Below are 22,063 nucleotides of genomic sequence, written 5' to 3' on the forward strand. Positions count from 1 at the left end.
CACCGGCGCGCAGGCCTTGCTGTCCGACGGCAGGGGCAACACCGCCCAGTGGTGGGTCGTCTGGTTGATCACCCCCCCCCCCGCGCGCCGGCCCGCCCCCGCCGGTCCGGCGCGCACCACCCTCTCCGCGTCACCCTGATCCCCGCCGCGAAGCGGCTCCCCGGCGGCGGGCCCGGAGGCCTGGTCGCAGAACCCGCCGAAAGAGGCGAACCCGCCGATGCGGTGGGAAAGTTCGGATTGCCGCGCATATCGCTTCGTGCACTTCCCTCTCCGAATCGGCTGCCGCTACAGTCGTCGCGCGACCAACGGGCCGCACTCGACACGATAGGTAACCACCATGCGCAACAAGGTAGTTGGATTATTCGTCGTCGCCGCGGCGGCCGTCGGGGCCCTGCTCCCCACCACCGCCTCGGCGGCGACCCTCGACCCGCCCGAGCGCCACTACGGTTCGCTCGGCTCTCTCGGGACATCCCAGTGCATGGTCGTCCTGGCCAACGGCTCCAACGGGAACCACCCGACGCTCTACGACTGCCTCCCGTTCGCCGACCAGAAGTGGTACTACCCCGCTCCGGGCAGCACCGGCCCGATCACCAACTCGTACTCCGGCGACTTCCTGACCGCCCAGGGCTCCACGCCCGGCACGCCCGCGTTCATGTACCAGTACACCGGCGCTACGGACCAGCAGTGGGCGGCCATCCAGATCGCCCCCGGCGTCATCCGCTTCCGGAACGCCCACAGCGGCCTCTGCCTGACCCTCCAGCGCTCCGCCGGCGCACAGGCCATGGCCTACGTCTGCGCGGACCTCTCGGACCAGGAGTGGGCGGCCGTGTAGGACCCGCCTCCACCGTCCGCGACCTCGGCCCGAGGTGACGCCAGGAGACGCCCGCGCGGGACTGACGGCACCCGTCCGGCGCCCCGGACGTAGCGGGGGCGAATCCGGCCGTGCGGGCGGAAGTTCGGACTGCCAACGGACCACCTCACGATTCAGGGGGAACCATCGTGCGCAAGCAGGTAGTTGGGGCATTCGCCATCGCCGTGGCGGCCACGGGGATGATGCTCCCCGCACCCGCCTCGGCGACGACCGGCTCGGTGGCCGGCGAGCGCGGCTACGGCCAGATCAGGGCCACCGGTCTTGGCTACGACGACTGCATGGTCGTCGTGGCGAGCGGCGCCAACGGGAACCACCCGACACTGTTCGACTGCTACCAGTACGACGATCAGATGTGGTATTACCCCACTCCTGGCAACATCGGCCCGATCGTCAACAAGTACTCGGGCCAGTACCTGACCGCCCAAGGGCTGACACCTTCCCCGGCGTTCATGTACCAGAACACCGGGCAGCCCGACCAACAGTGGTCGGCCGAGTCCGCCGATTCGGTCAACGGCCTCATCGTCCGGTTCCGGAACATCAACAGCGGTCTCTGCCTGGTCATCCAGCAGAGCGCGGGCGCCCAGGCCATGCAGTACGACTGCCACAACTACGCCGACCAGAAGTGGTACCTCCCGTAGATCCGGCCGGCCGCGCGCCGGACCGGCCCATCCGGTCCGGCGCGCACTAGCCTCTCCCGTGTCGCCCCACCCCCGGAGAGAGGCCCCCATGCCGCGCCCCACCCTCCTCCTCGTCGCCGCCCCCACGGCCTCCGCCGCCGAGGGCTGGCACGAGATCGAGGGCTACACCAGCTACCAGGCCTGCCAGGACGCGGGCGCCTCCCTGCAACGGAACGACCCCACCGTCGACCAGTGGTACTGCGCCACCTATCCGGACACCCACTCGTGGTACGACCTCGAGTACCACACCACCTCCTGACCCCGGAGCGAACGCGATGCCACTCCAGGGCGAGTACGCACCCAGCCCCGCCCAATGGATCCGCGACCAGGTCGCGCTGTACGAGAGCTCCGGCGGCACCCAGGGCACCACACTCTGGGACACGGGCCTGCCGGTCGTCATCGTCACCATGCGCGGCGCCCGCAGCGGCCACCTCCACAAGATCCCGCTGATGCGCGTCGAACACGACGGCCGCTACGCCGCCGTGGCCTCCAAGGGCGGGCACCCCCGCCACCCCGACTGGTACGTCAACATCAAGGCCAACCCCCAGGTCGACCTCCAGGACGGCCCCACCGTCCGCAGCATGACCGCCCGCGAACTCACCGGCACCGAAAAGACCGAGTGGTGGCACCGCGCCATCGCCGCCTACCCTCCCTACGCCGAGTACCAGGCGAAGACCACCCGCATCATCCCCGTCCTCCTCCTCGAACCCGATCCGCCGCCGAACCGAACCTGACCCCCGCACCCGATGCCGCCACAGCATCGGTGTACAACTCGGTGGTCAAGTCGGCTCCATCGATCCCCAGTTCAGCCAGCAGCCCCCGGACCACCGCCAAGGCCGGCCCCAGCTCGGCCTCCGACGCCGCCGCCGTCTCAACCTCAAGGAACGTGGCACCGCCCAGCTCGGGCAGCTCCACGAGCGTGGCCAACAGCTGACGGCCGTCGCGCTCGAACGCGAAGTTGCGGCACCGCTTCTCGAACACGAGGCACGGAACGAACCCCAGCCCGCGCACGATCTCGTGCACCGCCTCGGCATCCTCGACCCGGGTCTCCGCCTCCGGCTTTGATCCCGATGCCTCATCAACCCGCGCACACTTGTACGTGAGAAGCGTTCGCGTACCAGCCGCTCCGCGCACCGTACGCACCCGCAGCTCTCGATCCGCCCCCATCAGCCCGGCGTCCGGCGCGTCGTAGTACGTGTCCCGATAGACCTCGGCGCACCCCGGCCCGAACCGTGCCTCCAACTGCCGGAGCACGCCCTTCACATCCCGCACGACCGCCTTGAGTTCCGCCTCGATCGCCATCCCTGATCCCTTCACGCTGGTCCTGCACAGCCTCGGGTCGCAATTCTTCACCGATCCGTGTGAGCCGCAGGGCAACCAGGGAAGGGAAGAACCATGGGATTCGGCCTGGTTGTGCGATTCGTCGCCCACGACGCGGCGGCCGCGAGCGCGTTCGACGCGCTCGCGGAGGAAGCGCTGGAGGGCATCCGGGCCGAGGAGCCAGGCACCCTCGTCTACGTCAACCACGCCGTACCGAACGAGCCTCACGTTCGGGTCTTCTACGAGCTGTACCGAGACCGCGGAGCGTTCGAGGAGCACGAACGCCAGCCCCACGTGCGCCGGTTCCTGGCCGAGCGGGGGCAGTACCTGGAATCGGTCGAGGTCACCTTCCTCGACGAGATCGCGGGCACGCACACTACGCTCCACAAAGGGCGTTGAGGCTCCGCGCCGTGCCCCACCCGTGAGTGGGGCACGGCGCTTCGGCTGCCTCCAGCCGCTCGAACCACACCACCTTGCCGCCACCGACCGGGTGCCACCCCCACGCGTGCGTCAGGGAGTCCACCAGCAGCAACCCGCGCCCGCCGGTCGATTCCTCGTCCCGCTCCCGGGTCGGGAGGTCCGCTCGCCGATCGGCGACCTCCACCCGTACGCGCCCGGCCAGGCGCCGGACGGTCACGGTGCAGCGCTCCCCCGTGTGCAGCAGCGCGTTGGCGATCAGCTCGCTCGTGCACAACTCCACCTCCTGCCATGTCTCGCCGGCCAGTGGAACGCCCCACTCCTCCAGGATCGCCACCACCAGGCGACGGGCCGCCGGGACGGCGTCCGCCCCGGGTGTCGCGTCCTGTTCCAGGGGCACCGGGAACCGGGCGGTTCTGAGCGGGCTGACGATCATCGGGGCTCCAGCCGGTCGTGCGTCGAAGGATGTCAGGCGGTCGGCGCCGTGCCGTATCGTGCGGTTCCCCACCACCGTCCGAATGGCTGACAGCAAGTCAACGCGGGTACACAGCCCGGGAGAATCGGTCAAGCCGGTCGAGCTGGTCAAGGCGTTGAACCGGTTGAACAAGGGACGGATCGATGACGCACCGACCGCGCACACCGAACTCCGAACTCGCCTCGCTCATGCACCAGGCCCGGTGGGGCAACGACCAGGTCGCCCGCGCGGTCAACCGTGTCGGCGCCGAGGCCGGGCTGCGACTCACGTACGACAAGTCGGCCGTCTCGCACTGGCTCTCCGGCACCCGCCCGCGGACCGAGGTGCGGGAGGTGGTCCGGGAGGCGTTCGCCCGCAGGCTCGGGCGGCCGGTGACGCCCGGCGAGACCGGCTTCGAGTCGGAGGCCGACTCCCGGGCCGACCGGGGCGTCCTCGCCGACCTCATGTCCATCGGCAAGGCCGACATGGACCCGTCCCGCCGTAGCGTGCTGACAGCCGGGCTCTACTCACTCGCACTCACGATCCCGGTGTTCGACGACACCCCCGACCGGGCCGCGCACGCCGCAGCGGGCCGGACCGTACGCGTCGGCGCAGGTGAGGTCCAGACCGTCCGGACCATGACGGACCGGATCGCCGGAATCCTCGACGAACTCGGCGCCGCCCACGCCCGTCCGATGGCGGCGGCGTTCCTGGTCAACTCCGTCGGGCCGTGGCTCCAGGCCTCCGGCTCCGCGAAGGTGAAGGCCGAGCTGCTGGCGGCGTCGGCCGACCTCACCTACCTGACCGGCTGGATGGCGATGTACGAGACCGCCCACGGCCTCGGCCAGAAGTACTACATCCAGGCCCTCAAGCTCGCGCGCGAGGCCCAGGACCACGTGACGTACTGCCGCACCCTGCGCGGCATGGCCCTCCAGGCATCCAACCTGGGCTACGGCCCCAAGGCCCTGGAGCTGGCCGACTCCGCCGCCGAGGCCGCACCCGCCTCCGGACCACGCCTGCGGGCCTTCCTCACCGGCCAGCAGGCGCACGGCGCCGCCATGGTGAAGGACCGGCGGCAGGCCTTCACCCGCCTCGCTGAGACCGAGACGGCCCTGTCCCGGGCCGAGGGCCGCAACGACGCGGTCGGCGGGTACGACCAGACCGCGTACCACTTCCACGTCTCCCACGTGCTCTACGAGCTGGGCGACCTCCCGGGCGCGATCAAGGAACTCCAGCTCTCCAACCGCACCCGCCCCACCAACGAGAAGCAGGGCCGCGTCCACGGCAACGGCCTGCTGGCCCGCCGCCAGATGGAGCACGGCCACGTCGAAGCGGCCTGCGTCACCTGGGACGTCTTCCTCGACGACTACCTCACCATCAGCTCCGTACGGGGCGACGAACACTTCCAGGCCCTCGACCGCTCCCTCCCCGCCCACGCCTCCAGCCGCACCGTTCGCCAACTCCAGCAACGAGCCCGCGAGGTCGCCCACCGGAAGGCGGCATGATGGACCGCCGCGGATTCGTGGCCGCTTCCGGCATGGGCGTGCTCGCGGCGCTCGGGCTGCCCGATCCGGACGTCGTTCTTCGACGGGCGCGGGGTGGTCGAGTAGGGCGGGGCGAGGTCGCGGCTGTGCGGCGGGTGACGAAGTCGCTCGGCGATGTCGCGGCGGAGCACGGCGGCGGGCAGGCCCGGCGCCTTGCCGTCCGCTTCCTCGACGATCGGGTCGCTCCTTGGCTGAGCGACGTCCGCAGCACAGCCGTGGCGTGCGAACTGTTCACAGCGGCTTCCCAGTTGAGCCACCTCGTAGGCTGGATGGAGCAGGACGAAGGCGATCACGAGGCCGCCGGGCTGCACTACGCCCACTCCTTCCACCTGGCCGCCGAGGCAGGAGACGCCGAGTCGGCCGCCACCGCGCGCTGCGTGGGCTGACCGTCCGGGCGATCGACCGCGGGGACGGGCGCGCGGCGATCCGGCTCGCGAAGCAGTGCGTCGACCGGGCCGAGCGCCTCGACGATCCGCGGGCTCTGGCCTACTACCAGGCCACACTTGCCAACGCCGCAGCTCTCGACGGCGACCGTCGCACTGCCACACGTGCCCTCACCGCTTCCCGGACCGCGATCGAGCGTGCCACCAGCACCCCCGGCGAGTCCTGGGCCTCGCACTACAGCGCCGGCCGGTGGGCCCACGAATCCGGCATGGTCCTCGCCCGGCTCGGCGACTTCACCGGCGCGCGGGAGCACCTCCACCGCGCGCTTGACGGTCACGGCCTCGATCGGCGGCGGACCCGTGCGATCGTGCTCGCCGACCTCGGCGCCGTACGCCTGCGCCAAGGTGACGTCAGCGGTGCTCTTGCCGCGTGGCACGACTTCCTGGGTTGCGCGGACGGCATCCGCTCGGCCAGAGTCCACAGGGCAATCGGCGACATGAGAGCTGACCTTCGCTCTCACCGTGGCGTCTCCGGCGTCGCGGAGCTGGACGAGCGGGCCGCAGGCTTGGAGTGAAGCGTGACGGATGAGCAGGAGCAGTGGCGGCGGGTTCGCGGGTACCTCAACGAGAATCGGTACGCGCTGACGCAGCAACTGCTGGGGGCGGACGGCGAGTTGCCGCTGCTCACCCGGCCGCATTGGGTGCCGGTGCAGCCTGTTCCGTTGGAGCGTGTGCGGTTGCGGTGGGAGGCCGATGCGCCTGCCGCTGCGATCGATGGGCGTGACGGGGTGGGGTCTGGGCTCTACTCAGACGCGGTAAGGAACTTGGCGAGGCCGAGGCTGTTCGAGAACCGGGTCTGTTATCGGTTGCTGGAGGTTGCCGAGGGTGAGCCGTCGTTGACCTTCGGGCGGGGGCGGTACTTCGATGTCATCGACATCTGTGAGGCGGTGGCGCACGAGTACGCTGCCGCTGTTCTGGCGGGAAAGCCGGGAGATACGCCCTTCCGAGACGCGATTGCCGATCCGACGGATCTGGCGCGCCGGCCCGTCATGGCGGCCGTCACCACGTTGACCATCCGGCACGACCGCCGTACCGGCGAGGCCGAGTTCCTCCTGCACTGGCGGGACCCCGCGAAGGTCGCGACCGGTGGCGGCCTCTACCAGGTGATGCCGTGCGGGATGTTCCAGCCCTCGCACGACGCGCCCTGGAACGAGGGGAACGACTTCGATCTCTGGCGTGCGATCCTCCGGGAACTGAACGAGGAGCTTCTCGGCGGGAGTGAGGATTACGGGAGCGGCAACTCGCCGATCGATTATGCGGATTGGCCGCTCAACGAGGAACTTTCGGAAGCGCGTGAGGACGGCAGGCTGCGCCTCTTCTGGCTCGGCCTCGGCATGGACCCCCTGACCTACGTCACCGACCTCCTCACCGTCGCCGTCTTCGACGCCGACCTCTTCGACGCGACGTTCCGACTCCTCGTCACCACCAACGACGAGGGCCACCGCGTCGCCCTCGACGACGCCACCGGCCGCTCCGCCGGCATTCCCTTCACCGCCGCGCACGTGGACCGGTTCACCACCGCCGAGCCGATGCAGCCCGCCGGGGCGGCGCTGCTGCGGCTCGCGTGGCAGCACCGGGACACGTTGCTGCCTCCGGAGAGCAAATAGCTTGACCATCACACTGGTGGAAGTGTTGGAGGATCTTCATCAGAACGATCACCAACTCACCATCATGGGGGAACAGATGAGCGAGCTGACCGGCAAGGTCGCCCTCGTCACCGGCGGCAGCCGAGGCATCGGTGCCGCCGTCGCCAAGCGCCTGGCCGCCGCCGGAGCTGCTGTGGCGCTGACGTACGTGCAGGCCGAGGAGCAGGCGCGGAACATCGCCAAGGAGATCGAGGCGGACGGCGGAAAGGTCCTGGTCATCAAGGCCGATCTCACGGAGGCGACTGCCGCCAAGGACGTGGTGGAGCAGACCGTACGGGAGTTGGGCCGCCTCGACATCCTGGTCAACAACGCGAGCTTCCTCGCCTACGGCCCGATCGAGGAGGTCACCCCCGAGGACCTGGACCGCGTCCTGGCCGTCGACGTGAAGTCCGTCTTCCTCGCCGCCCAGGCCGCCTCCCCCCACCTCACCGAGGGCGGCCGGATCATCAACATCGGCTCCTGCTTCAACGGCCGCGTCCCCGGCTCCAACTTCGTCCTCCAGGCCACGGCCAAGACCGCACTGATCGGCCTGACCAAGGCCCTGGCACGGGAGTTGGGCCCGCGCGGGATCAACGTCACCACCGTTGACCCGGGCCCGATCGACACCGACATGAACCCGGCGGACGGCGACAGCGGCGACTTCCAGCGCGGCCTCACCGCCCTCGGGCGGTTCGGGGAGGCGGAGGACATCGCCGCCGCCGTGGAGTTCCTGGCGGGCCCGGGCGGGCGGTACGTGACGGGCACCAGCCTGGCCGTCGACGGCGGCTACACCGCGTAGGACCCCATCAGGGCCGCTGCTCGAAGACCACCTCCGGTTCGGCCGGCGAGGGGCCGTCGAGCAGCGGCTGCGGCACGCCCTTCAGTTGCTCGTCGAAGAACGCCGCGACGTACTCCCGCGTGAGCTGTTCGGCGCGCAGCGACGGGATCGTGCCGTCCACGCCGGGGATGCCCGCCGCGTCGGCGAGGGCGGGGACGTCGGTGAAGCTGACGTGGTTGGTGCCGGTGACGGTCAGCCAGCGCTTCCAGCCGTCGAGGGCCGCCCAGTTGGCGGCCCAGCTCGGCTCGTCGCCGGTGGCGGCGTGGTTGGCCGGGTTGCCGAGGAGCAGCACGGGGCGGTGGCCGAGGCCGTCGGCCGGGACGGGCAGGAAGAACCTGCCGTCCAGGTCGGCGGCGGCCCGTACGCGCTGGTCGGCGGCCATGGTGGCGACGGCCGCGTTGCCGCCGAGGGAGTGCCCGGCTGTGCCGATCCGGGCCCGGTCGATCAACTCGGCGTGTTTCCAGGCGGGGTGGCGTCCGGCGAGCTGGTCCAGGACGAAGGAGAGGTCCTGGGCCCGGCTGCGCACGTTGTCGGCGTCCTTCACCTGCGGCTGGGAGCAGAGTGCGCAGCCGAGCGTCCGCCCGTCGGGGAAGGTGGTGCCGGAGTCCTCGTAGGTGTGGTTGACGAGCGCGACCACGTAACCGCGGCCGGCCAGGTCGACGGCGAGGCCGGTGAGGGTCTGGCGCGGCAGCTGGAAGCCGGGCGAGAGCAGGACCAGCGGGTATCTGCCGTGTTCCGGGCGGGCCCCGGCGTTGGCATGGGTGCGGGCACCGGCGAGTGAGCTGACCGGGAAGGGGGTGCCGATGCCCTCCATGGCCAGGAAGTCCGTCGCCTCCTCGGTGGTCATGAAGGGCGCGGCCTCACCGGTCCCGGGCCGGGCGGGGTAGTACATCGACACCATCAGCTGCCGTGGCCCGGCGCTCGGCACCCACGGGTCCGGGCGGTCGCGGTCGACGAGGTGCAGCGTGTCGACGCCGACGGCGTGGGGCCCGCTCGGGCGGGGCAGTTCCAGGGAGGAGGCGGCCGACGCGGCGGCCGTTCCGGCGGCGGCGATCGGCAGCGGCAGGGCGGCCCCGAGGGCGATGGCGACGGCAACGGCCGTACGGCGCAGGCGAGTCATGGCCTCGACGGTAGGCCCGGCCGCCCCGCGCGGCCTCACCCCGGCGGCGGAGGCGACCCCCGAGATCCAAGGGGCCCGCCGGCCCGGGAACCCCTAGGGCGTGTCTTTCGGATCACGCCAGGCGGACGCCGCCGGGGCACGCACCTCGCCGGCTTCTCGTCAGTCGCCGATGCTCCGCATGGACTCCCTCCTCGGCGCCGCCGATGCACGCACCCCAACGACGCCCGCTGATCCGACGTGATCCGAAAGACACGCCCTAGTCCGAAAGCCCGTCCAGCAGCGCGAGCGCCTCCTCCACCGATCCGGCCGGGTCGGGGATCGGGTAGAGCACGCCGCGGATCGTCCGGGAGGCGTCGAGCACGAGGGTGAGCCGCTTGAGCCGGTCCACGCCGGCCGCGCGGAAGGTGGGCAGCCGCAGGGTGGCGGCGAGGCCGAGCGCGGCGTCCGACAGCAGCGGGAAGGGCAGCCGGGCGTGCTCGGCGAAGGCGGCGAGCTGGTCGGGCCGCTGGGTGCTGACCCCGTACACGGCGGCGGAGCGGGCGGCGAACTCGCCCATGCGGTCGCGGTAGGTGCAGGACTCCAGGGTGCAGCCGGCCGCGCCGGGGATGTCGCCCCAGCCGGGCGGGTTGCCGTTGCCGCCGGGGCCGCCGGGGGCGAAGGCGCCGGGGTAGCAGTAGAGGACGGTCCAGGCGTGCTCGGCGGAGACGGGGTCGACGGCCGTGCCGTCGACGGCGACGAGGTCGAGGGCGGGTAGCCGCCGCCCGACCAGCCCCAGCACCCGCCGCGTCTCGGCGGAGTCGGCGGCGCTGGTGGCGGTCAGGGTGCCGTCGCCCAGGAGGTGGCGCCCGCCCCAGTCCTGGAGCGCGACGAGGACGGGCAGCAGCCCGCGGCCGCGCTCGGTCAGGTGGTACTCGTAGCGCGGCGGGTGCGGGTGGTAGAGCCGCTTCTCCAGGACCTCGTCCGCGACCAGGCCCTTCAGTCGTTCGGCGAGGACCTTGCGGCTGATGCCGAGGCCGTTCTGCAGGGCGTCGAAGTGGTGGGTGCCCCCTGCCACGTCCCGCAACAACAGCAGGGTCCAGGTGTCGCCGACCACGCTCAGGGCCTGCGAGATCGCGCAGTCGGGGTCGCCCGCTTCCGTGTGCCGCATGGTCACCCATTATAGTGAGTTCCCAAAAGGAACTCACTACCAGCGACGGGCGGGGCGTGCATGGCGACGGCAATGGAACAGGAAGAACGGACGCACACGAAGGACACCGGCGTCTTCTGGCGCTACTGGGCGGCCTCCACGGTCACCCGCCTCGGCGACCAAGTGACGGCGGTGGCGCTGCCCCTGGTCGCCGTCGTCACCCTGCACGCCTCCGCGATCGAGGTCGGCCTGATCACCGCCGCCGCCTACGTCGCCTGGCTGGTGCTCGGCCTGCCCGCCGGCGTCCTCGTCCAGCGGCTGCCGCTGCGCGCCACGCAGGTCGCGATGGACCTCCTCCGCGCCGCCGCCATCGCCTCCGTCCCCCTCGCCTCCGCGTTCGGGGTGCTGAGCCTGCCCCAACTCGTCGTCGTGGCCCTGGTGGTGGGCTTCGCGAGCGTCCTGTTCGACGTCGGCAACATGAGCTTCCTGCCCTCGATCGTCCCCAAGGAGCAGCTCACCGCCCGCAACAGCCTGATGTCCGGCAGCGTCGCCGCGACCGAGACGGCCGGGCCCTCCCTCGGCGGCGTCCTCGTCCAACTCGTGGGCGGCGCGGGCGCGATGCTGCTGGACGCCGTCAGCTACCTCGCCTCCGCCGCACTCCTCAACAGCCTGCCGCGCGGACGGCGCGAGGAGCCCTCCGCCGACCGCCCCCGGATGCGCGAACAGGTGCGCGAGGGCTGGCGGTTCGTGGTCGAGCACCCGGTGATCAGGCCCTGCGTGGCCGACGCCACCGCCATCAACTTCGTCTGCGGCGGGCTGATGACGCTCACCCCGGTGTTCCTGGTCCGCACCCTCGACGCCCCGGCCGTCGCCGTCGGCGCGCTGATGGCCACCGGCGGCCTCGGCAGCGTGATCGGCGCCGCCCTCACCCCGCGCGTGGTCGCGCGGTACGGCAGCGCCCGGGCGCTGCTCGGGGCGACGGTCGTCGCCACCGCGTTCCTGCTGGTCCTGCCCCTGGCGGGCTCCGGCTGGGCGACGCTGCTCTTCGCCCTCGGCAACGCCGGCTTCTCCGGCGGCGTGGTCGTCACCGCCATCATCACCCGCACCCACCGGATGACCCACACCCCGCCGGAGCTGCTCTCCCGGGTGGTCGCCACCGTACGGTTCGTCTCCTGGGGCGCCATCCCGGTCGGCGCCGTCGCCGCCGGGGCGGCCGCCGAGGCCCTGGGGACGCGGACGGCGCTGCTGGTGGTCGCGCTGGTGGGGATCGCCAGCCCGGCCGTCCTCTTCACCAGCTCGATCCGGCGGCTGCGCGACCTGGCCTGATCAGCCACGACCGGTTACGAGGCCCAGGCGGAGCCCTGGATCGTCTCCACGAAGTCCCCCCGCACGAACCCGGGGACGAAGTGCGCGAGCACGTCCGCCTTGACGTTGCCGAACGTGGTCTGCGGCCGGCCCTCGATCCCGGCGGTGAACGCGGCGAGGATCCGGTTCTTGAAGTCCGGCCGCGGGTGGGCCGCGACCACGGCGGCGCGCTGCTCCTCGGTGATCGCGTCGTAGCCGATGCCCAGCACGTCCAGTTCCACCCCCCGGGTGACGAGGGCGATCTCCGGCGCCATGTGCAGCGGGATCTCGGGGGTCGTGTGCAGGGCGATCGCCGTCCAGACCCGCTCGGCGGGCTCCCCGCCGAGGCCGTGCGACTCCAGGAAGCGGCGGGCCTCGTCGGCGCCGTCGACCTCGAAGCGCTGGTCCGTACGGGCGTAGCGCTCGGTGAGGCCGAGGTCGTGGAACATCGCGCCCACGTAGAGCAGCTCGGGATCGAAGGCGAGCCCCTGTTCGGCGCCGCGCAGGGCGCCGAACAGGTACACCCGGCGCGAGTGGTCGAAGATCAGCGGCGTGGCCGTCTCCCGGACGAGTTCGGTGGCCTCGCGGGCCAGGGTGCTGTCGGGGATGCGGATGCCGGCGACGGTCTCGGTCATGGCGGGTTCCTTTCCGGGGAGGTCTTCGATGTCTCCACTCTCTCCCGGCGGCGTAGGCTGGAGCCATGTCCGTACAGACACACATCCCTCGGATCAGGACATGACCCGGCGCGTCGCCCTCCTCGTGTTCGACGGCGTGACGCTGCTCGACGTCAGCGGCCCGATGGAGGTCCTGCACCAGGCCGGCGCGTACGAGGCCCAACTCGTCTCCCCCGCCGGCGGGGCCGTCACCGCCTCGAACGGCGTCGTGCTCGGCGCCACCGCGCCGCCGGAGGCCGTCGGCCCCCTCGACACCCTGGTGATCGCGGGCGCCGACCACCTCGCCGCCGCCGGACCGGACGAGGAACTCCTCACGGCGGCAGGGAGGTTGACCGCCCAGGCCCGGCGTACGGCCTCCGTGTGCAGCGGCGCCTTCGTCCTCGCCGCGCTCGGCCTGCTCGACGGGCGCCGCGCCACCACCCACTGGCGCCACGCCCGCACCCTCGCGCTGCGCCACCCGCGCGTGCGCGTCGAACCGGACGCGCTGCACATCGCCGACGGCCCCTTCCACACCAGCGCCGGCATCAGCGCGGGCATCGACCTCACGCTCGCGCTCGTCGAGCACGACCTCGGCGCGGAGGCGGCCCGCGCCGTCGCCCGTGAGCTGGTCGTCTTCATGCAACGGCCGGGCGGGCAGTCCCAGTTCTCCACCGCGCTCGCCACGCCGCCCGCCCGCAGCGACCTGCTGCGCACCCTCACTGACGCCGTCCTCGCCGACCCGGCCGCCGACCACGGCCTGCCCGCGATGGCCGCGGCCGCCGCCGTGAGCACCCGGCACCTGGGCCGGTTGTTCCAGGCCGAGCTGGGCACCACCCCGGCGCGCTGGGTGGAGCGCGTCCGCCTCGACCGCGCGCAGCAGCTGCTCCTGGACGGGCACGGCGTCACCGCGACCGCGCGGCTGAGCGGGCTGGGCAGCGACGAGACCCTCCGCCGCGCCTTCGCCCGGCACCTGGGGACCACGCCGAGCGAGTTCCGGGAGCGCTTCGGGTCCGCGCAGGGCGCACCGGTCAGCGGACGGTGACCAGGAAGCTCTTGGTGACCCTGCCGCACGGGTCCACCGGTGGGGTCCGGCAGCCGCCCTGCGGCTCGTACGTCCAGGTCAGCGTGGTGGTCCCGGCGGCGCGGGCGGTGAAGACCTGGTCGACGCCCGGGGAGCAGCCGGTCTCGCCGCCGCAGGGTTCGACGACGACGTCCGAGCCTTGCCGGACCAGGGCGGCGTCGCCGGAGGAGGTGAGCTTCCAGCGGTACGGCGTCGTGCTGTCGACGCCCTTGACCCCGAACCGCTCACCGACTGCCACGCTCACCGGCGTGGCCGGGTACGGGCCCGTGGCCTGCCCGGCCTCCCGGAGGGTGGGCAGGGCCACCTCGGTGGACGGCCGGGCGCCGATGGGCTTGTCGGCCCCCGGCGTGGCGGGCACCTCGGTGCCGCTGTCGCAGGCGGCGAGCAGCGGGGCCGCCGCGAGCAGTGCCGCCGCCAGGACGATCGGGCTACGGCGCATCGGTGCCCCTCCCACTCCCTGAGGTCGCGGGGTTCCCCGCCTCCGCCGGCCCGACGGGCGGGGCGGTGTCCCGCACCCGCCGCCGGAGCCCGATGAACAGGGCCACCGCCTCCAGCCACCGCGAGAACAACACCTCGCGGTGCAGGTCCGCGCCCGTGGCGGCCGCCGCCCGCACCCAGCCGCGCACGAGCTCGCCCGCCTCCCGGCCCATCACCGGTTCCGGCAGGTCGAGCGCGGCGGCGAACCCGCCGGCGCGGACGATCCGGGCCAGGACGGCGAGCGGGCGGGGGCCGGTGCCCAGCGCGTCGGCCTGGTAGCAGGCCGCGATGGCGGCCTCGCCGAACAGCACCCGGCGCGGGGTGCCTTCGAGCAGCAGACCCCGGGTGAGAGCGGCCTCGACGTGGTAACCGATGACCAGCTCGGCATCGGACACGGCGGTCGCGGGCACGGCGGTCGCGGGCACGGCGGTCGCAGGCGGGATGGTCGCACGCACGACGGTCGTAGGCACAGCGGTCGCAGACGGGATGGTCGTCATTTCGGCAGTTCCACTCCGTAGGCCCGGTCGGCCTGGAAGCTCCCCGTGTTCTGCCCGGCGTTCATGTGGTTGTCGAGGAACTGGTCCCTCGTCACCCACTCCGAGTGACCCCAGGGGTTCCAGACCTGGTACCGATCGCCGTCCCGGGCGACGATCACCATTTCGTGGAAGCCCTTTCCGTCCCCGACGGCGATCGGGACGGGCTTGCCCGCATCCACGGCCTGGTCGATGCGCGGGAGGGCCGCGCGCCGGTCCTCCTCGTCCTTGAGGCTGACGTTCTGGTACCCGTTGCCGGTGGACGCGAGGTTGTGGTCGACGATCGCCCTGGTGCCCTTGTCCCCGATCCCGGGGTCGGCCTCCGGGTACGGCTTGCTGCCGTCCGCCTGGGTGCCCACGTTGTACGCGCCGATGTAGTAGTCCGAGAGGCGCTTGCTGAAGTTGGCCGAGGAGTCGGCTCCGGGGACCTCGGGCGTGTTGCCCGTGGTGAGCTGGAGCATCGTCACCGGGTCGAGCTTGAGGTGCGCGAGGCTGGTGGAGGCGGCGACGCAGTCGTTGACCTGGCCCTGGCCGTAGCCGTCGCCGGGCAGCGACTCGCCCTTGTACGTCAGGTCGACGGTGCGGGTGGTCGACTCCGAGGCGGAGGCGTCGGACCCGAGCGTCGGGACGAGGTGCTGTGCGAGCCAGGTCGGATCGTCGCCGTGCGGGTGGATCAGGGCGGCGAACTGCTGGACCTCGGCCGGGGAACGGCCGGCGGCGAGGGCCTTCCAGAGGTAGGCGGACTCCTCGGGCGACTTGGCGTCGGCCAGCAGCTTCTTGAAGGCGGCCTGGTCGGCGGCGTTCATTCCGGACAGGAACTGGTCGGCGCGTTCGAGCTGGTAGGGCGAGAGGATGTAGTCGCCGTCCTCGGAGCCGCCGGGGCCCTTCTCGTTGGCGAGGACGAGCGCGGCGAGCGGGTCGATCGCGCCGTTGTCGGCGCGTTCGGCGCGGGCCTTGGCGGCGAGCTGGCCGAGCCGGCTCGCCGCGTGGGTGCCGCCGGCCTCCGCCCGCTGGGCGGCCGTGATCCGGCCGCCCATGGCGGCGTGGGCGGGCTCGATCGCGCCGATCGCCGTCGTCACGTCGAAGAGGTCGTGGCCGACCGCCTTCTGGAGGGTCTCCAGCGCGGCGACACTGCGCGCGTCGACGCCCTGGGCCCCTTCGAGGTCGTCGGCCCAGGCGTTGAGGACGGTGGAAGCCTCCTCCAACGTCCGTTGGGAGACGGCGAGTTCGCTCGCGAGCGCCTTGACGGCCTGGGTGGCGTGCTCGGCGACGGTGCCGGTCCAGTTGTTCGGCAGCTGGTCGACGGCGACGGTACGGAGGTCACCGGAGGCGTTGGCGTACGAGGCGGCCGTGTCCGCGTACGTCTTGGCCCGTTCGCGTATGGTGCCCGGGTTCCCGGCCGGCGCCGGGACGGCCAGGGCCTTGGCGATCGCGGCGATCACCGTGGCCCCCATGAGGAACGGGCTGCTGCTTGGCTTCGTGACCGCCTGCTGGGCGGCCTGGAGGTCCTTGACCTTGCTCATCGGTCCCGCCCCTGGGCCAGCGAGGTGGCGTTCCTGTTCTCGGCGGCACGGTAGTTGGCGCCGGTGGCCGCGACCTTCTGGACCAGCTCGTCCACCGCGCGCCGGGTGACGTGGAGTTCCTTCGACCAGTTGGTGTCGAAGGTCGCCCAGGCCTGGTCCACGCCGAACTCGCCGAAGTCGGTGGAGACGTAGGGCTTCTGCGCCGTGTAGGTGCCGTTCGCCTCGCTCAGGTCCTTGACCACCGCGCCGAGGGAACCCTTGATCCGTTCCAGCCCGTCGAGATTGACCGTGTAGCCGGTCGACTGGTCCCCCACCCGGTGCCCCTTCCACTCCCCCGATGCCCGCCCCGATGCCCGCCCCGATGGGACGGGTACGCCCGATGAGCATAGACGCCGTCGCCGGGGCCCGGGTTTCGGGATCGGCGAAGTGATCGTCACCGCTCGTCGGCACGAGGGGGGTTGAGGGCCCGCGCGTCAGCGCCGGACGGCCTTGCGGGCCCTGCGCGCCAGCCTGTGGGCGCGCTGCACGGCGACGAAGCCGCCCATCGAACCGCCCAGCGTGAGGCGGTACTTGAGGCGCAGCTGCCCGTTGAGCTCGGCGACGCGCTCCGGGCCGATGGCCTCGACGAGGCGGCTGACGTTGCGCTGGTAGGCCGCCCGGTAGGCGCGGTCGCCGTCCGGGACGGACCAGAAGAACATCGGGATCTCCTCGACCAGGCAGTTGTGGTCGTAGGCCCGCAGGTACTCGGTGAACTTCGGCTCGCTCTGGGCGAGCAGCCACTCCCGGACGAGCTCCATCGAGCGGACCCGGTCGACGACCCCGCGCGGGTCGGTCTTCTTCTGGGTGATGGAGAGGTCCCCGTCCTCGCGCACGCGCCAGTGGTAGACCGGCTCGGAGATCACGTCGACGTGGTCGGCGAGGAAGTGGTGGGGCACGCTGACCGGCGCGTCCTCGTACAGGATGCCCTCGGGGTAGAGGAGGCCGGCGGCGTCGAAGAAGGAGCGCCGGTAGACCTTGTTCCAGGCGGTGCGGTCGGTGACGAGGGCGGGCAGTTCGCTGACGTGGGTGCGCAGCCTGGTCTCGCGGAAGGGGCGGCGGTGGCCGTGCGAGGGGGTGAGGCCGGTGGTGCGCAGGCGCATGGCGTTGCCGGTGGCGAAGGCGGAGCCGGTCTCGTCGAGGGTGCTGATCATCAGCCGGTAGGCGTGCGCGGGCACGACGTCGTCGCTGTCGACGAAGGTGAGGTAGTCGGTGCCGGGGGTGAGGTGGCGCCAGCCGGTGTTGCGGGCGGCGCCGAGGCCCTGGTTCTCCTGCCGCACGAGCCGGAAGCGCCGGTCCGAGGCCGCGTACTCCTCGGCGATGCGGGGGCCGCCATCGGTGGAGCCGTCGTCGACCATGACGCATTCGAAGTCGTCGAAGGTCTGCGCCGCGATCGAGTCGAGGCATTCCCTGAGGTAGCGCTCGACGTTGTAGACCGGGACGACGACGGACAGACGCGGGGCCATCAACAGGCCTTTCGCTCAGCGGATCTGCGGCGGACGGGCCCGGCGGCCGGCGACGGCCGGTCACCGGCGGTGGCCCGAGCGTAGGGATCGCGCGCGACCGTTCGGCGAACTCCGGGTGACGTCCAGCCTGCGCGGCGGTGAGGCGGCCGTGTGCGCCGTCCACTCGGAACGTCAGTCCAAGGTACCGGAATTCACACGAACGGCGCCCCGGGCCGACCGGCCCGGGGCGCCGAAGGTCACGCGTCAGGCGGAGGTGACCGCCGCGAAGCGGGTCGAGACGTCCTGCCAGTTGACGACGTCCCACAGGCGGGTGACGTAGTCCGGGCGGACGTTGCGGTACTGCAGGTAGTAGGCGTGCTCCCAGGCGTCGAAGGCCAGCAGCGGGGTGGTGCCCTGGCCGACGTTGCCGTGGTGGTCGTAGACCTGCTCGACGATCAGGCGCTGACCGGTCGGCTCCCAGGACAGGATGCCCCAGCCGGAGCCCTGCACGCCGGTGGTGGCGTTGGTGAGCTGCTTCTTGAAGGCCTCGAAGCTGCCGAAGTGCTCGGTGATGGCGTCGGCCAGCTCGCCCTCGGGGCGCTCGCCGCCCTCCGGGGAGAGGTTCTGCCAGAACAGCGAGTGCAGCACGTGGCCGGACAGGTGGAAGGCGAAGGTCTTCTGCAGGCCGACCAGGCCGCCGAACTGCTCCTTGTCGCGGGCCTCGGCCAGCTGCTCGAGGGTGTCGTTGGCGCCCTTGACGTACGCCGCGTGGTGCTTGGAGTGGTGCAGCTCCAGGATCTCGGCCGACATCGCCCGCTCCAGCGCGGAGTAGTCGTACGGAAGGTCGGGAAGCGTGTAGGTGCCCATCAGGACACTGCCCCTTTCGGCTGGTTGAACGGTGGTGATCGTGCCGGGTCCACACTATTGCGTACGGCTTGCAGGAACGAAGCATGGGCTCCTGCTTATTCCGCTCATCCGGTCGGGCACAATGGTGCTCGGACTGTGTAATGACCGACAAGGGTGAGTGACCATGACAGGATCGCCGGTGGTGCTGGGGATCGAATCCTCCTGCGACGAGACCGGCGCCGCCCTGGTGCGCGACGGCGTGCTGCTCGGGCAGGCCGTCGCCTCCTCGATGGACGAGCACGCCCGCTTCGGCGGCGTCGTGCCGGAGATCGCGGCGCGGGCGCACGTCCACGCGATGGCGCCGGTGGTCCAGCAGGCGCTGGCGGACGCCGGGCTCGGCCTCGCCGACATCGGCGCCGTCGCCGTGACCACCGGGCCCGGGCTCTCCGGGGCGCTGCAGGTCGGGGTGGCCGCCGCCAAGGGGTACGCGTACTCGCTCGGCGTGCCGCTGTACGGGGTCCACCACCTCGCCGGGCACGTCGCCGCCGCGACGCTCGACGGCGGGCCGCTGCCGAACCCGTGCGTGGTGCTGATCGTCTCCGGCGGCCACACCTCGCTGCTGCTGGTGCGCGACCTCGTCCGCGACCGGATCGTCCACCTCGGCGACACCCTGGACGACGCGGCCGGCGAGTGCTTCGACAAGGTCGCCCGCATCCTCGGCCTGCCCTACCCCGGCGGCCCCGCGATCGACCGCGCCGCCCGCGAGGGCGACCCGTCGGCCGTCCGGCTGCCGCGACCGCTCACCGGGGCGAAGGACGATCCGTACGCCTTCTCCTTCTCCGGCCTCAAGACGGCCGCCGCGCGCTGGGTGGAGGCGCAGAGCGAGCCGAACGTGCCGGACGCGGCGGCCTCGCTCCAGGAGGCGATCGCCGACGTGCTGACGCGCAAGGCGGTGCGGGCCTGCCTCGACCACGGGATCGGCACCCTGGTGGTGGTCGGCGGAGTGGCGGCCAACTCTCGGGTGCGGGCGCTGGCCGAGGAGCGGTGCGCGCGGGCGGGGATCGCCCTGCGGGTGCCGCCGCTGCGGCTGTGCACGGACAACGGGGCGATGGTGGCCGCGGTCGGGGACCTGCTGGTCAGGGCGGGTGCGGAGCCCGCGCCGGCCGATCTGTCCATCGATCCGTCGGCGCCGCTGGAGTTCGCGGCGCTCGCTCCGAGGGCGGCCGTCCGGGCCTGACATCCGGACCTGACATCCGGTCCGCTTCTTGACCGTCTCTTGGCGGAATCTGGAAGGTTCTGACAACTAATCCGGCCCAGGGGGTTCCCGAGTTCCGGCGCCATGTGCCATTTTACATGTCACACATTTAGAGCGGTCGTGCCCCCAACACCACGACCGCAACCGGCTTCCGGAGACCCTCACCCATGCGTCCCTTCCGCATAGCGAAGGCGAACGCGCGCAGACTCCCTGCGCTCGGCGCCGCCTTCTTCCTCGCGCTCGGCCTGTTCGCACCCCAGGCCCACGCGACCCCCGCCAAGACCCCCGCCCCCACGACCCCCACCACGACCAAGAGCGGCACGCCGCGGTCGATCCCCCTCCCCAAGTCCCCCGACACCCCGCGCGACGCCCGTCCGCTCGTCTCCGACGCGCAGGCGAAGCCGACCGCCCCGGCGGCGGGCAGCGCCGCCGAACACCGCGTCGCCGCACGGCAGTTGGCCGCCGCGCCCTGCGACGTGTCCGGCTTCACCGGCAAGACCGGCGCCGCGCTCGTCCAGCAGGTCAAGGGCGCGAGCCTCGACTGCGTCAACACGCTGTTCCAGCTCACCGGCAACGACGCCAAGGCCGCGTTCAACGAGGCCCAGATGGTGACGGTCGCCAACGCGCTGCGCGACACCTCCGCCACCTACCCCGGCGACAACTCCACCTCCGCCTCGCAGCTGGTGTTCTTCCTGCGCGCCGGCTACTACGTGCAGTGGTACAACCCCGACGCGGTGGGCGCCTACGGCACCAACCTGCAGAGCGCCGTCCGCGGCGCCCTGGACGGCTTCTTCGCCGCCCCGCACAGCAAGGACGTCACCGAGGCCAACGGCGGCACCCTCGCCGAGGCCGTCACCCTGATCGACAGCGCCCGCGAGAACGCCCGCTACACCGGCGTCGTCAAGCGGCTGCTCGCCGACTACACCACCTCCTGGTCCGGCTCGATGGCGGCGGCCGTCGGCAACACCGAGACCGTCATCTCCCGCGGCTTCGAACTCCCCGAGTTCACCGCCGCGCTGAAGGCCGACCCGTCCTTCGCGACGACGGTCTCCTCCTTCGTCACCCGCAACAGCGCCCAGATCGACGGCGGCGACATCGTCACCAAGATCGGCATCGACCTCGGCAACTGGGTCGCCGACGACACGCTGCGCGCCCAGGGCCGCCCGCTCGTCAAGGACCTGATCAACCGCTACCCGCTGGTCGGCAAGACCGGTCCGCTCACCATGAACCTGCTCTGGTTCACGGAGAAGAAGGACGGCGGCAACTGCTCCTACTACGGCACCTGTGACGTGCCGGCCAAGCTCGTGCCGCTGGTCCTCACCAGCAACCACGTCTGCAACCCGAACCTCAGCATCCGCTCGCAGAGCATGACGGACCAGCAGTTCGCGGACACCTGCACCAGCCTCGTCAACCAGGACGCGTTCTTCCACAAGATCGTGAAGGACAACGGCCCGGTCAAGGACGACCGCAACACCAGCCTCGAGGTCGTCGTCTTCGACGACTACTACAACTACAGCCTCTACGCCTGGTCCATGTACGGCATCGACGTCGACAACGGCGGCGACTACGAGGAGGGCCACCCCGACCAGGCCGGCAACCAGGCCCGGTTCATCGCCCACCAGGCCTCCTGGCTGCGCCCCGCCTTCCAGATCTGGAACCTCAACCACGAGTACACCCACTACCTGGACGGCCGCTACGACATGTACGGCGACTTCGACGCCGGCATGACCACCCCGACCATCTGGTGGGTCGAGGGCCTGGCCGAGTACGTCTCGTACAGCTACCGCGGCGTGCACTACGACGACGCCGTCACCCAGGCCGGCAAGGGCACGTACAAGCTGAGCGAGCTCTTCGACACCACCTACGCCAACTCCAACCAGGTTCGTACGTACAACTGGGGCTACCTGGCGGTGCGTTACATGCTGCAGTCGCACCCGCAGGACGTCGACGCGGTCCTCGCCAAGTACCGCGCGGGCGACTGGGCCGGCGCCCGCACCCTGCTCAAGACCACCATCGGCACCTCGTACGACGCCGACTTCGCCACCTGGCTGAAGGCCTGCGCCGCCGACAACTGCGGCTCCCTGCCCACCACCCAGGCCCCGCTGTGCACGGCCGCCGACACCCGCAGCTACGACAAGAACTGCCGCCGCGACGGCGTCGCCGCCACCACCGGCAACTACAGCTACAACTTCCTCAACCTGCCGGCCGGCGTGAAGCAGCTGACCATCACCACCACCGGCGGCACCGGCAACGCCGACCTGTACTACAACGGCCCCTCCTGGGCCACGACGTCCTCGTACCAGTCGAAGTCCGCCGGGTCGGGCAACGCCGAGACCCTCACCATCACCAACCCGCCCGCGGGTTACGTCTACTTCAGCCTGTACGCGCAGCAGGGCTTCAACGGGGTCACCGTCACCACGACCTACAACTGAGCC

25 protein-coding genes are annotated in these 22,063 nt (G+C 71.6%); 14 read left to right on the forward strand and 11 right to left on the reverse strand.

Going from position 1 to position 22,063, the window contains the following annotated elements; all coding sequences use genetic code 11:
• Nucleotides 1-337: 337 nt before the first annotated feature.
• The 4 genes from ACIRRS_RS21650 to ACIRRS_RS21665 all read left to right on the forward strand — a co-directional run bounded on the left by ACIRRS_RS21650 (nt 338) and on the right by ACIRRS_RS21665 (nt 2,282).
• Entirely contained in the window at nt 338-832 is a 495-nt protein-coding gene (locus ACIRRS_RS21650) for an RICIN domain-containing protein (RefSeq protein ID WP_402972951.1), read from the forward strand.
• A 167-nt stretch (nt 833-999) separates the two neighbouring features.
• Complete coding sequence (locus ACIRRS_RS21655) at nt 1,000-1,509, forward strand: RICIN domain-containing protein (protein ID WP_402972953.1); 510 nt, start codon at nt 1,000-1,002, stop codon at nt 1,507-1,509.
• Between the two features lie 88 nt (nt 1,510-1,597).
• A complete protein-coding gene (locus ACIRRS_RS21660; protein ID WP_402972955.1) occupies nt 1,598-1,807 on the forward strand; it encodes a hypothetical protein in 210 nt (69 codons plus the stop codon).
• Between the two features lie 16 nt (nt 1,808-1,823).
• Nucleotides 1,824-2,282 carry a nitroreductase family deazaflavin-dependent oxidoreductase gene (locus ACIRRS_RS21665; RefSeq protein WP_402972957.1) on the forward strand — a complete coding sequence of 153 codons (459 nt, stop codon included), beginning with the start codon at nt 1,824-1,826 and terminating at the stop codon, nt 2,280-2,282.
• On the opposite strand, the gene ACIRRS_RS21670 is transcribed toward ACIRRS_RS21665, so the two are convergent.
• On the reverse strand, nt 2,233-2,850 hold the full coding sequence (locus tag ACIRRS_RS21670) for a class IV adenylate cyclase (RefSeq protein WP_402972959.1): 618 nt from the start codon (nt 2,848-2,850) through the stop codon (nt 2,233-2,235). The two genes, ACIRRS_RS21665 and ACIRRS_RS21670, sit on opposite strands and share 50 nt — an antisense overlap.
• Nucleotides 2,851-2,943: 93 nt before the next feature.
• Between ACIRRS_RS21670 and ACIRRS_RS21675 the strand changes: the two genes are divergently transcribed.
• A complete protein-coding gene (locus tag ACIRRS_RS21675; protein ID WP_402972961.1) occupies nt 2,944-3,267 on the forward strand; it encodes a putative quinol monooxygenase in 324 nt (107 codons plus the stop codon).
• Here ACIRRS_RS21675 and ACIRRS_RS21680 read toward each other — a convergent pair.
• Nucleotides 3,245-3,721 carry an ATP-binding protein gene (locus ACIRRS_RS21680; RefSeq protein WP_402972963.1) on the reverse strand — a complete coding sequence of 159 codons (477 nt, stop codon included), beginning with the start codon at nt 3,719-3,721 and terminating at the stop codon, nt 3,245-3,247. The two genes, ACIRRS_RS21675 and ACIRRS_RS21680, sit on opposite strands and share 23 nt — an antisense overlap.
• A 182-nt stretch (nt 3,722-3,903) precedes the next feature.
• Here ACIRRS_RS21680 and ACIRRS_RS21685 point away from each other — a divergent pair, with 182 nt between their 5' ends.
• From ACIRRS_RS21685 to ACIRRS_RS21705, 5 genes are all read left to right on the forward strand, one after another.
• Nucleotides 3,904-5,244 carry a hypothetical protein gene (locus ACIRRS_RS21685; protein WP_402972964.1) on the forward strand — a complete coding sequence of 447 codons (1,341 nt, stop codon included), beginning with the start codon at nt 3,904-3,906 and terminating at the stop codon, nt 5,242-5,244.
• Nucleotides 5,241-5,669 (forward strand): hypothetical protein, encoded by a 429-nt coding sequence (locus ACIRRS_RS21690; RefSeq protein ID WP_402972966.1) that lies wholly within the window; start codon nt 5,241-5,243, stop codon nt 5,667-5,669. Before ACIRRS_RS21685 ends, ACIRRS_RS21690 begins: the two co-directional genes overlap by 4 nt.
• A 266-nt stretch (nt 5,670-5,935) precedes the next feature.
• Nucleotides 5,936-6,241, forward strand: coding sequence for a hypothetical protein (locus tag ACIRRS_RS21695; protein WP_402972968.1), 306 nt, complete (start codon nt 5,936-5,938; stop codon nt 6,239-6,241).
• A gap of 3 nt (nt 6,242-6,244) precedes the next feature.
• Entirely contained in the window at nt 6,245-7,333 is a 1,089-nt protein-coding gene (locus ACIRRS_RS21700; protein ID WP_402972971.1) for a hypothetical protein, read from the forward strand.
• A gap of 76 nt (nt 7,334-7,409) precedes the next feature.
• The gene (locus tag ACIRRS_RS21705; protein WP_402972974.1) at nt 7,410-8,150 is read left to right on the forward strand and encodes an SDR family NAD(P)-dependent oxidoreductase; all 741 of its coding nucleotides are present in this window, start codon (nt 7,410-7,412) and stop codon (nt 8,148-8,150) included.
• A 7-nt stretch (nt 8,151-8,157) separates the two neighbouring features.
• Here the strand turns inward: ACIRRS_RS21705 and ACIRRS_RS21710 are convergent, their stop codons facing one another.
• Nucleotides 8,158-9,309, reverse strand: a complete 1,152-nt coding sequence (locus ACIRRS_RS21710; RefSeq protein ID WP_402972977.1) for an alpha/beta hydrolase family protein — start codon at nt 9,307-9,309, stop codon at nt 8,158-8,160.
• 256 nt (nt 9,310-9,565) lie between these two features.
• Nucleotides 9,566-10,456 carry a winged helix-turn-helix transcriptional regulator gene (locus ACIRRS_RS21715; RefSeq protein WP_402972980.1) on the reverse strand — a complete coding sequence of 297 codons (891 nt, stop codon included), beginning with the start codon at nt 10,454-10,456 and terminating at the stop codon, nt 9,566-9,568.
• Between the two features lie 72 nt (nt 10,457-10,528).
• Between ACIRRS_RS21715 and ACIRRS_RS21720 the strand changes: the two genes are divergently transcribed.
• Nucleotides 10,529-11,761, forward strand: coding sequence for an MFS transporter (locus tag ACIRRS_RS21720; protein ID WP_402972983.1), 1,233 nt, complete (start codon nt 10,529-10,531; stop codon nt 11,759-11,761).
• Nucleotides 11,762-11,775: 14 nt separating this feature from the next.
• Here the strand turns inward: ACIRRS_RS21720 and ACIRRS_RS21725 are convergent, their stop codons facing one another.
• Nucleotides 11,776-12,414 carry an HD domain-containing protein gene (locus ACIRRS_RS21725; RefSeq protein ID WP_402972986.1) on the reverse strand — a complete coding sequence of 213 codons (639 nt, stop codon included), beginning with the start codon at nt 12,412-12,414 and terminating at the stop codon, nt 11,776-11,778.
• Nucleotides 12,415-12,514: 100 nt separating this feature from the next.
• Between ACIRRS_RS21725 and ACIRRS_RS21730 the strand changes: the two genes are divergently transcribed.
• Nucleotides 12,515-13,474, forward strand: coding sequence for a GlxA family transcriptional regulator (locus tag ACIRRS_RS21730; RefSeq protein ID WP_402972988.1), 960 nt, complete (start codon nt 12,515-12,517; stop codon nt 13,472-13,474).
• On the opposite strand, the gene ACIRRS_RS21735 is transcribed toward ACIRRS_RS21730, so the two are convergent.
• From ACIRRS_RS21735 to ACIRRS_RS21760, 6 genes are all read right to left on the reverse strand, one after another.
• A complete protein-coding gene (locus ACIRRS_RS21735; RefSeq protein ID WP_402972990.1) occupies nt 13,461-13,952 on the reverse strand; it encodes a hypothetical protein in 492 nt (163 codons plus the stop codon). The genes ACIRRS_RS21730 and ACIRRS_RS21735 overlap by 14 nt on opposite strands.
• The gene (locus tag ACIRRS_RS21740) at nt 13,942-14,445 is read right to left on the reverse strand and encodes a hypothetical protein (protein ID WP_402972993.1); all 504 of its coding nucleotides are present in this window, start codon (nt 14,443-14,445) and stop codon (nt 13,942-13,944) included. The genes ACIRRS_RS21735 and ACIRRS_RS21740 overlap by 11 nt, the downstream gene beginning before the upstream one ends.
• A 38-nt stretch (nt 14,446-14,483) precedes the next feature.
• Complete coding sequence (locus tag ACIRRS_RS21745) at nt 14,484-16,046, reverse strand: hypothetical protein (RefSeq protein WP_402972995.1); 1,563 nt, start codon at nt 16,044-16,046, stop codon at nt 14,484-14,486.
• Nucleotides 16,043-16,360 (reverse strand): hypothetical protein, encoded by a 318-nt coding sequence (locus ACIRRS_RS21750; protein ID WP_402972997.1) that lies wholly within the window; start codon nt 16,358-16,360, stop codon nt 16,043-16,045. Before ACIRRS_RS21750 ends, ACIRRS_RS21745 begins: the two co-directional genes overlap by 4 nt.
• A gap of 159 nt (nt 16,361-16,519) precedes the next feature.
• A complete protein-coding gene (locus ACIRRS_RS21755) occupies nt 16,520-17,548 on the reverse strand; it encodes a glycosyltransferase family 2 protein (RefSeq protein WP_402973000.1) in 1,029 nt (342 codons plus the stop codon).
• A gap of 243 nt (nt 17,549-17,791) precedes the next feature.
• Complete coding sequence (locus ACIRRS_RS21760) at nt 17,792-18,394, reverse strand: superoxide dismutase (RefSeq protein WP_402973002.1); 603 nt, start codon at nt 18,392-18,394, stop codon at nt 17,792-17,794.
• A gap of 163 nt (nt 18,395-18,557) precedes the next feature.
• Between ACIRRS_RS21760 and tsaD the strand changes: the two genes are divergently transcribed.
• Nucleotides 18,558-19,610 (forward strand): tRNA (adenosine(37)-N6)-threonylcarbamoyltransferase complex transferase subunit TsaD, encoded by a 1,053-nt coding sequence (gene tsaD, locus ACIRRS_RS21765; protein WP_402973005.1) that lies wholly within the window; start codon nt 18,558-18,560, stop codon nt 19,608-19,610.
• Nucleotides 19,611-19,795: 185 nt separating this feature from the next.
• The gene (locus ACIRRS_RS21770; RefSeq protein ID WP_402973007.1) at nt 19,796-22,060 is read left to right on the forward strand and encodes a M9 family metallopeptidase; all 2,265 of its coding nucleotides are present in this window, start codon (nt 19,796-19,798) and stop codon (nt 22,058-22,060) included.
• Nucleotides 22,061-22,063 lie beyond the last annotated feature (3 nt).

This window comes from Kitasatospora sp. NPDC101183, assembly GCF_044767945.1.
Classification (GTDB): Bacteria; Actinomycetota; Actinomycetes; order Streptomycetales; family Streptomycetaceae; genus Kitasatospora.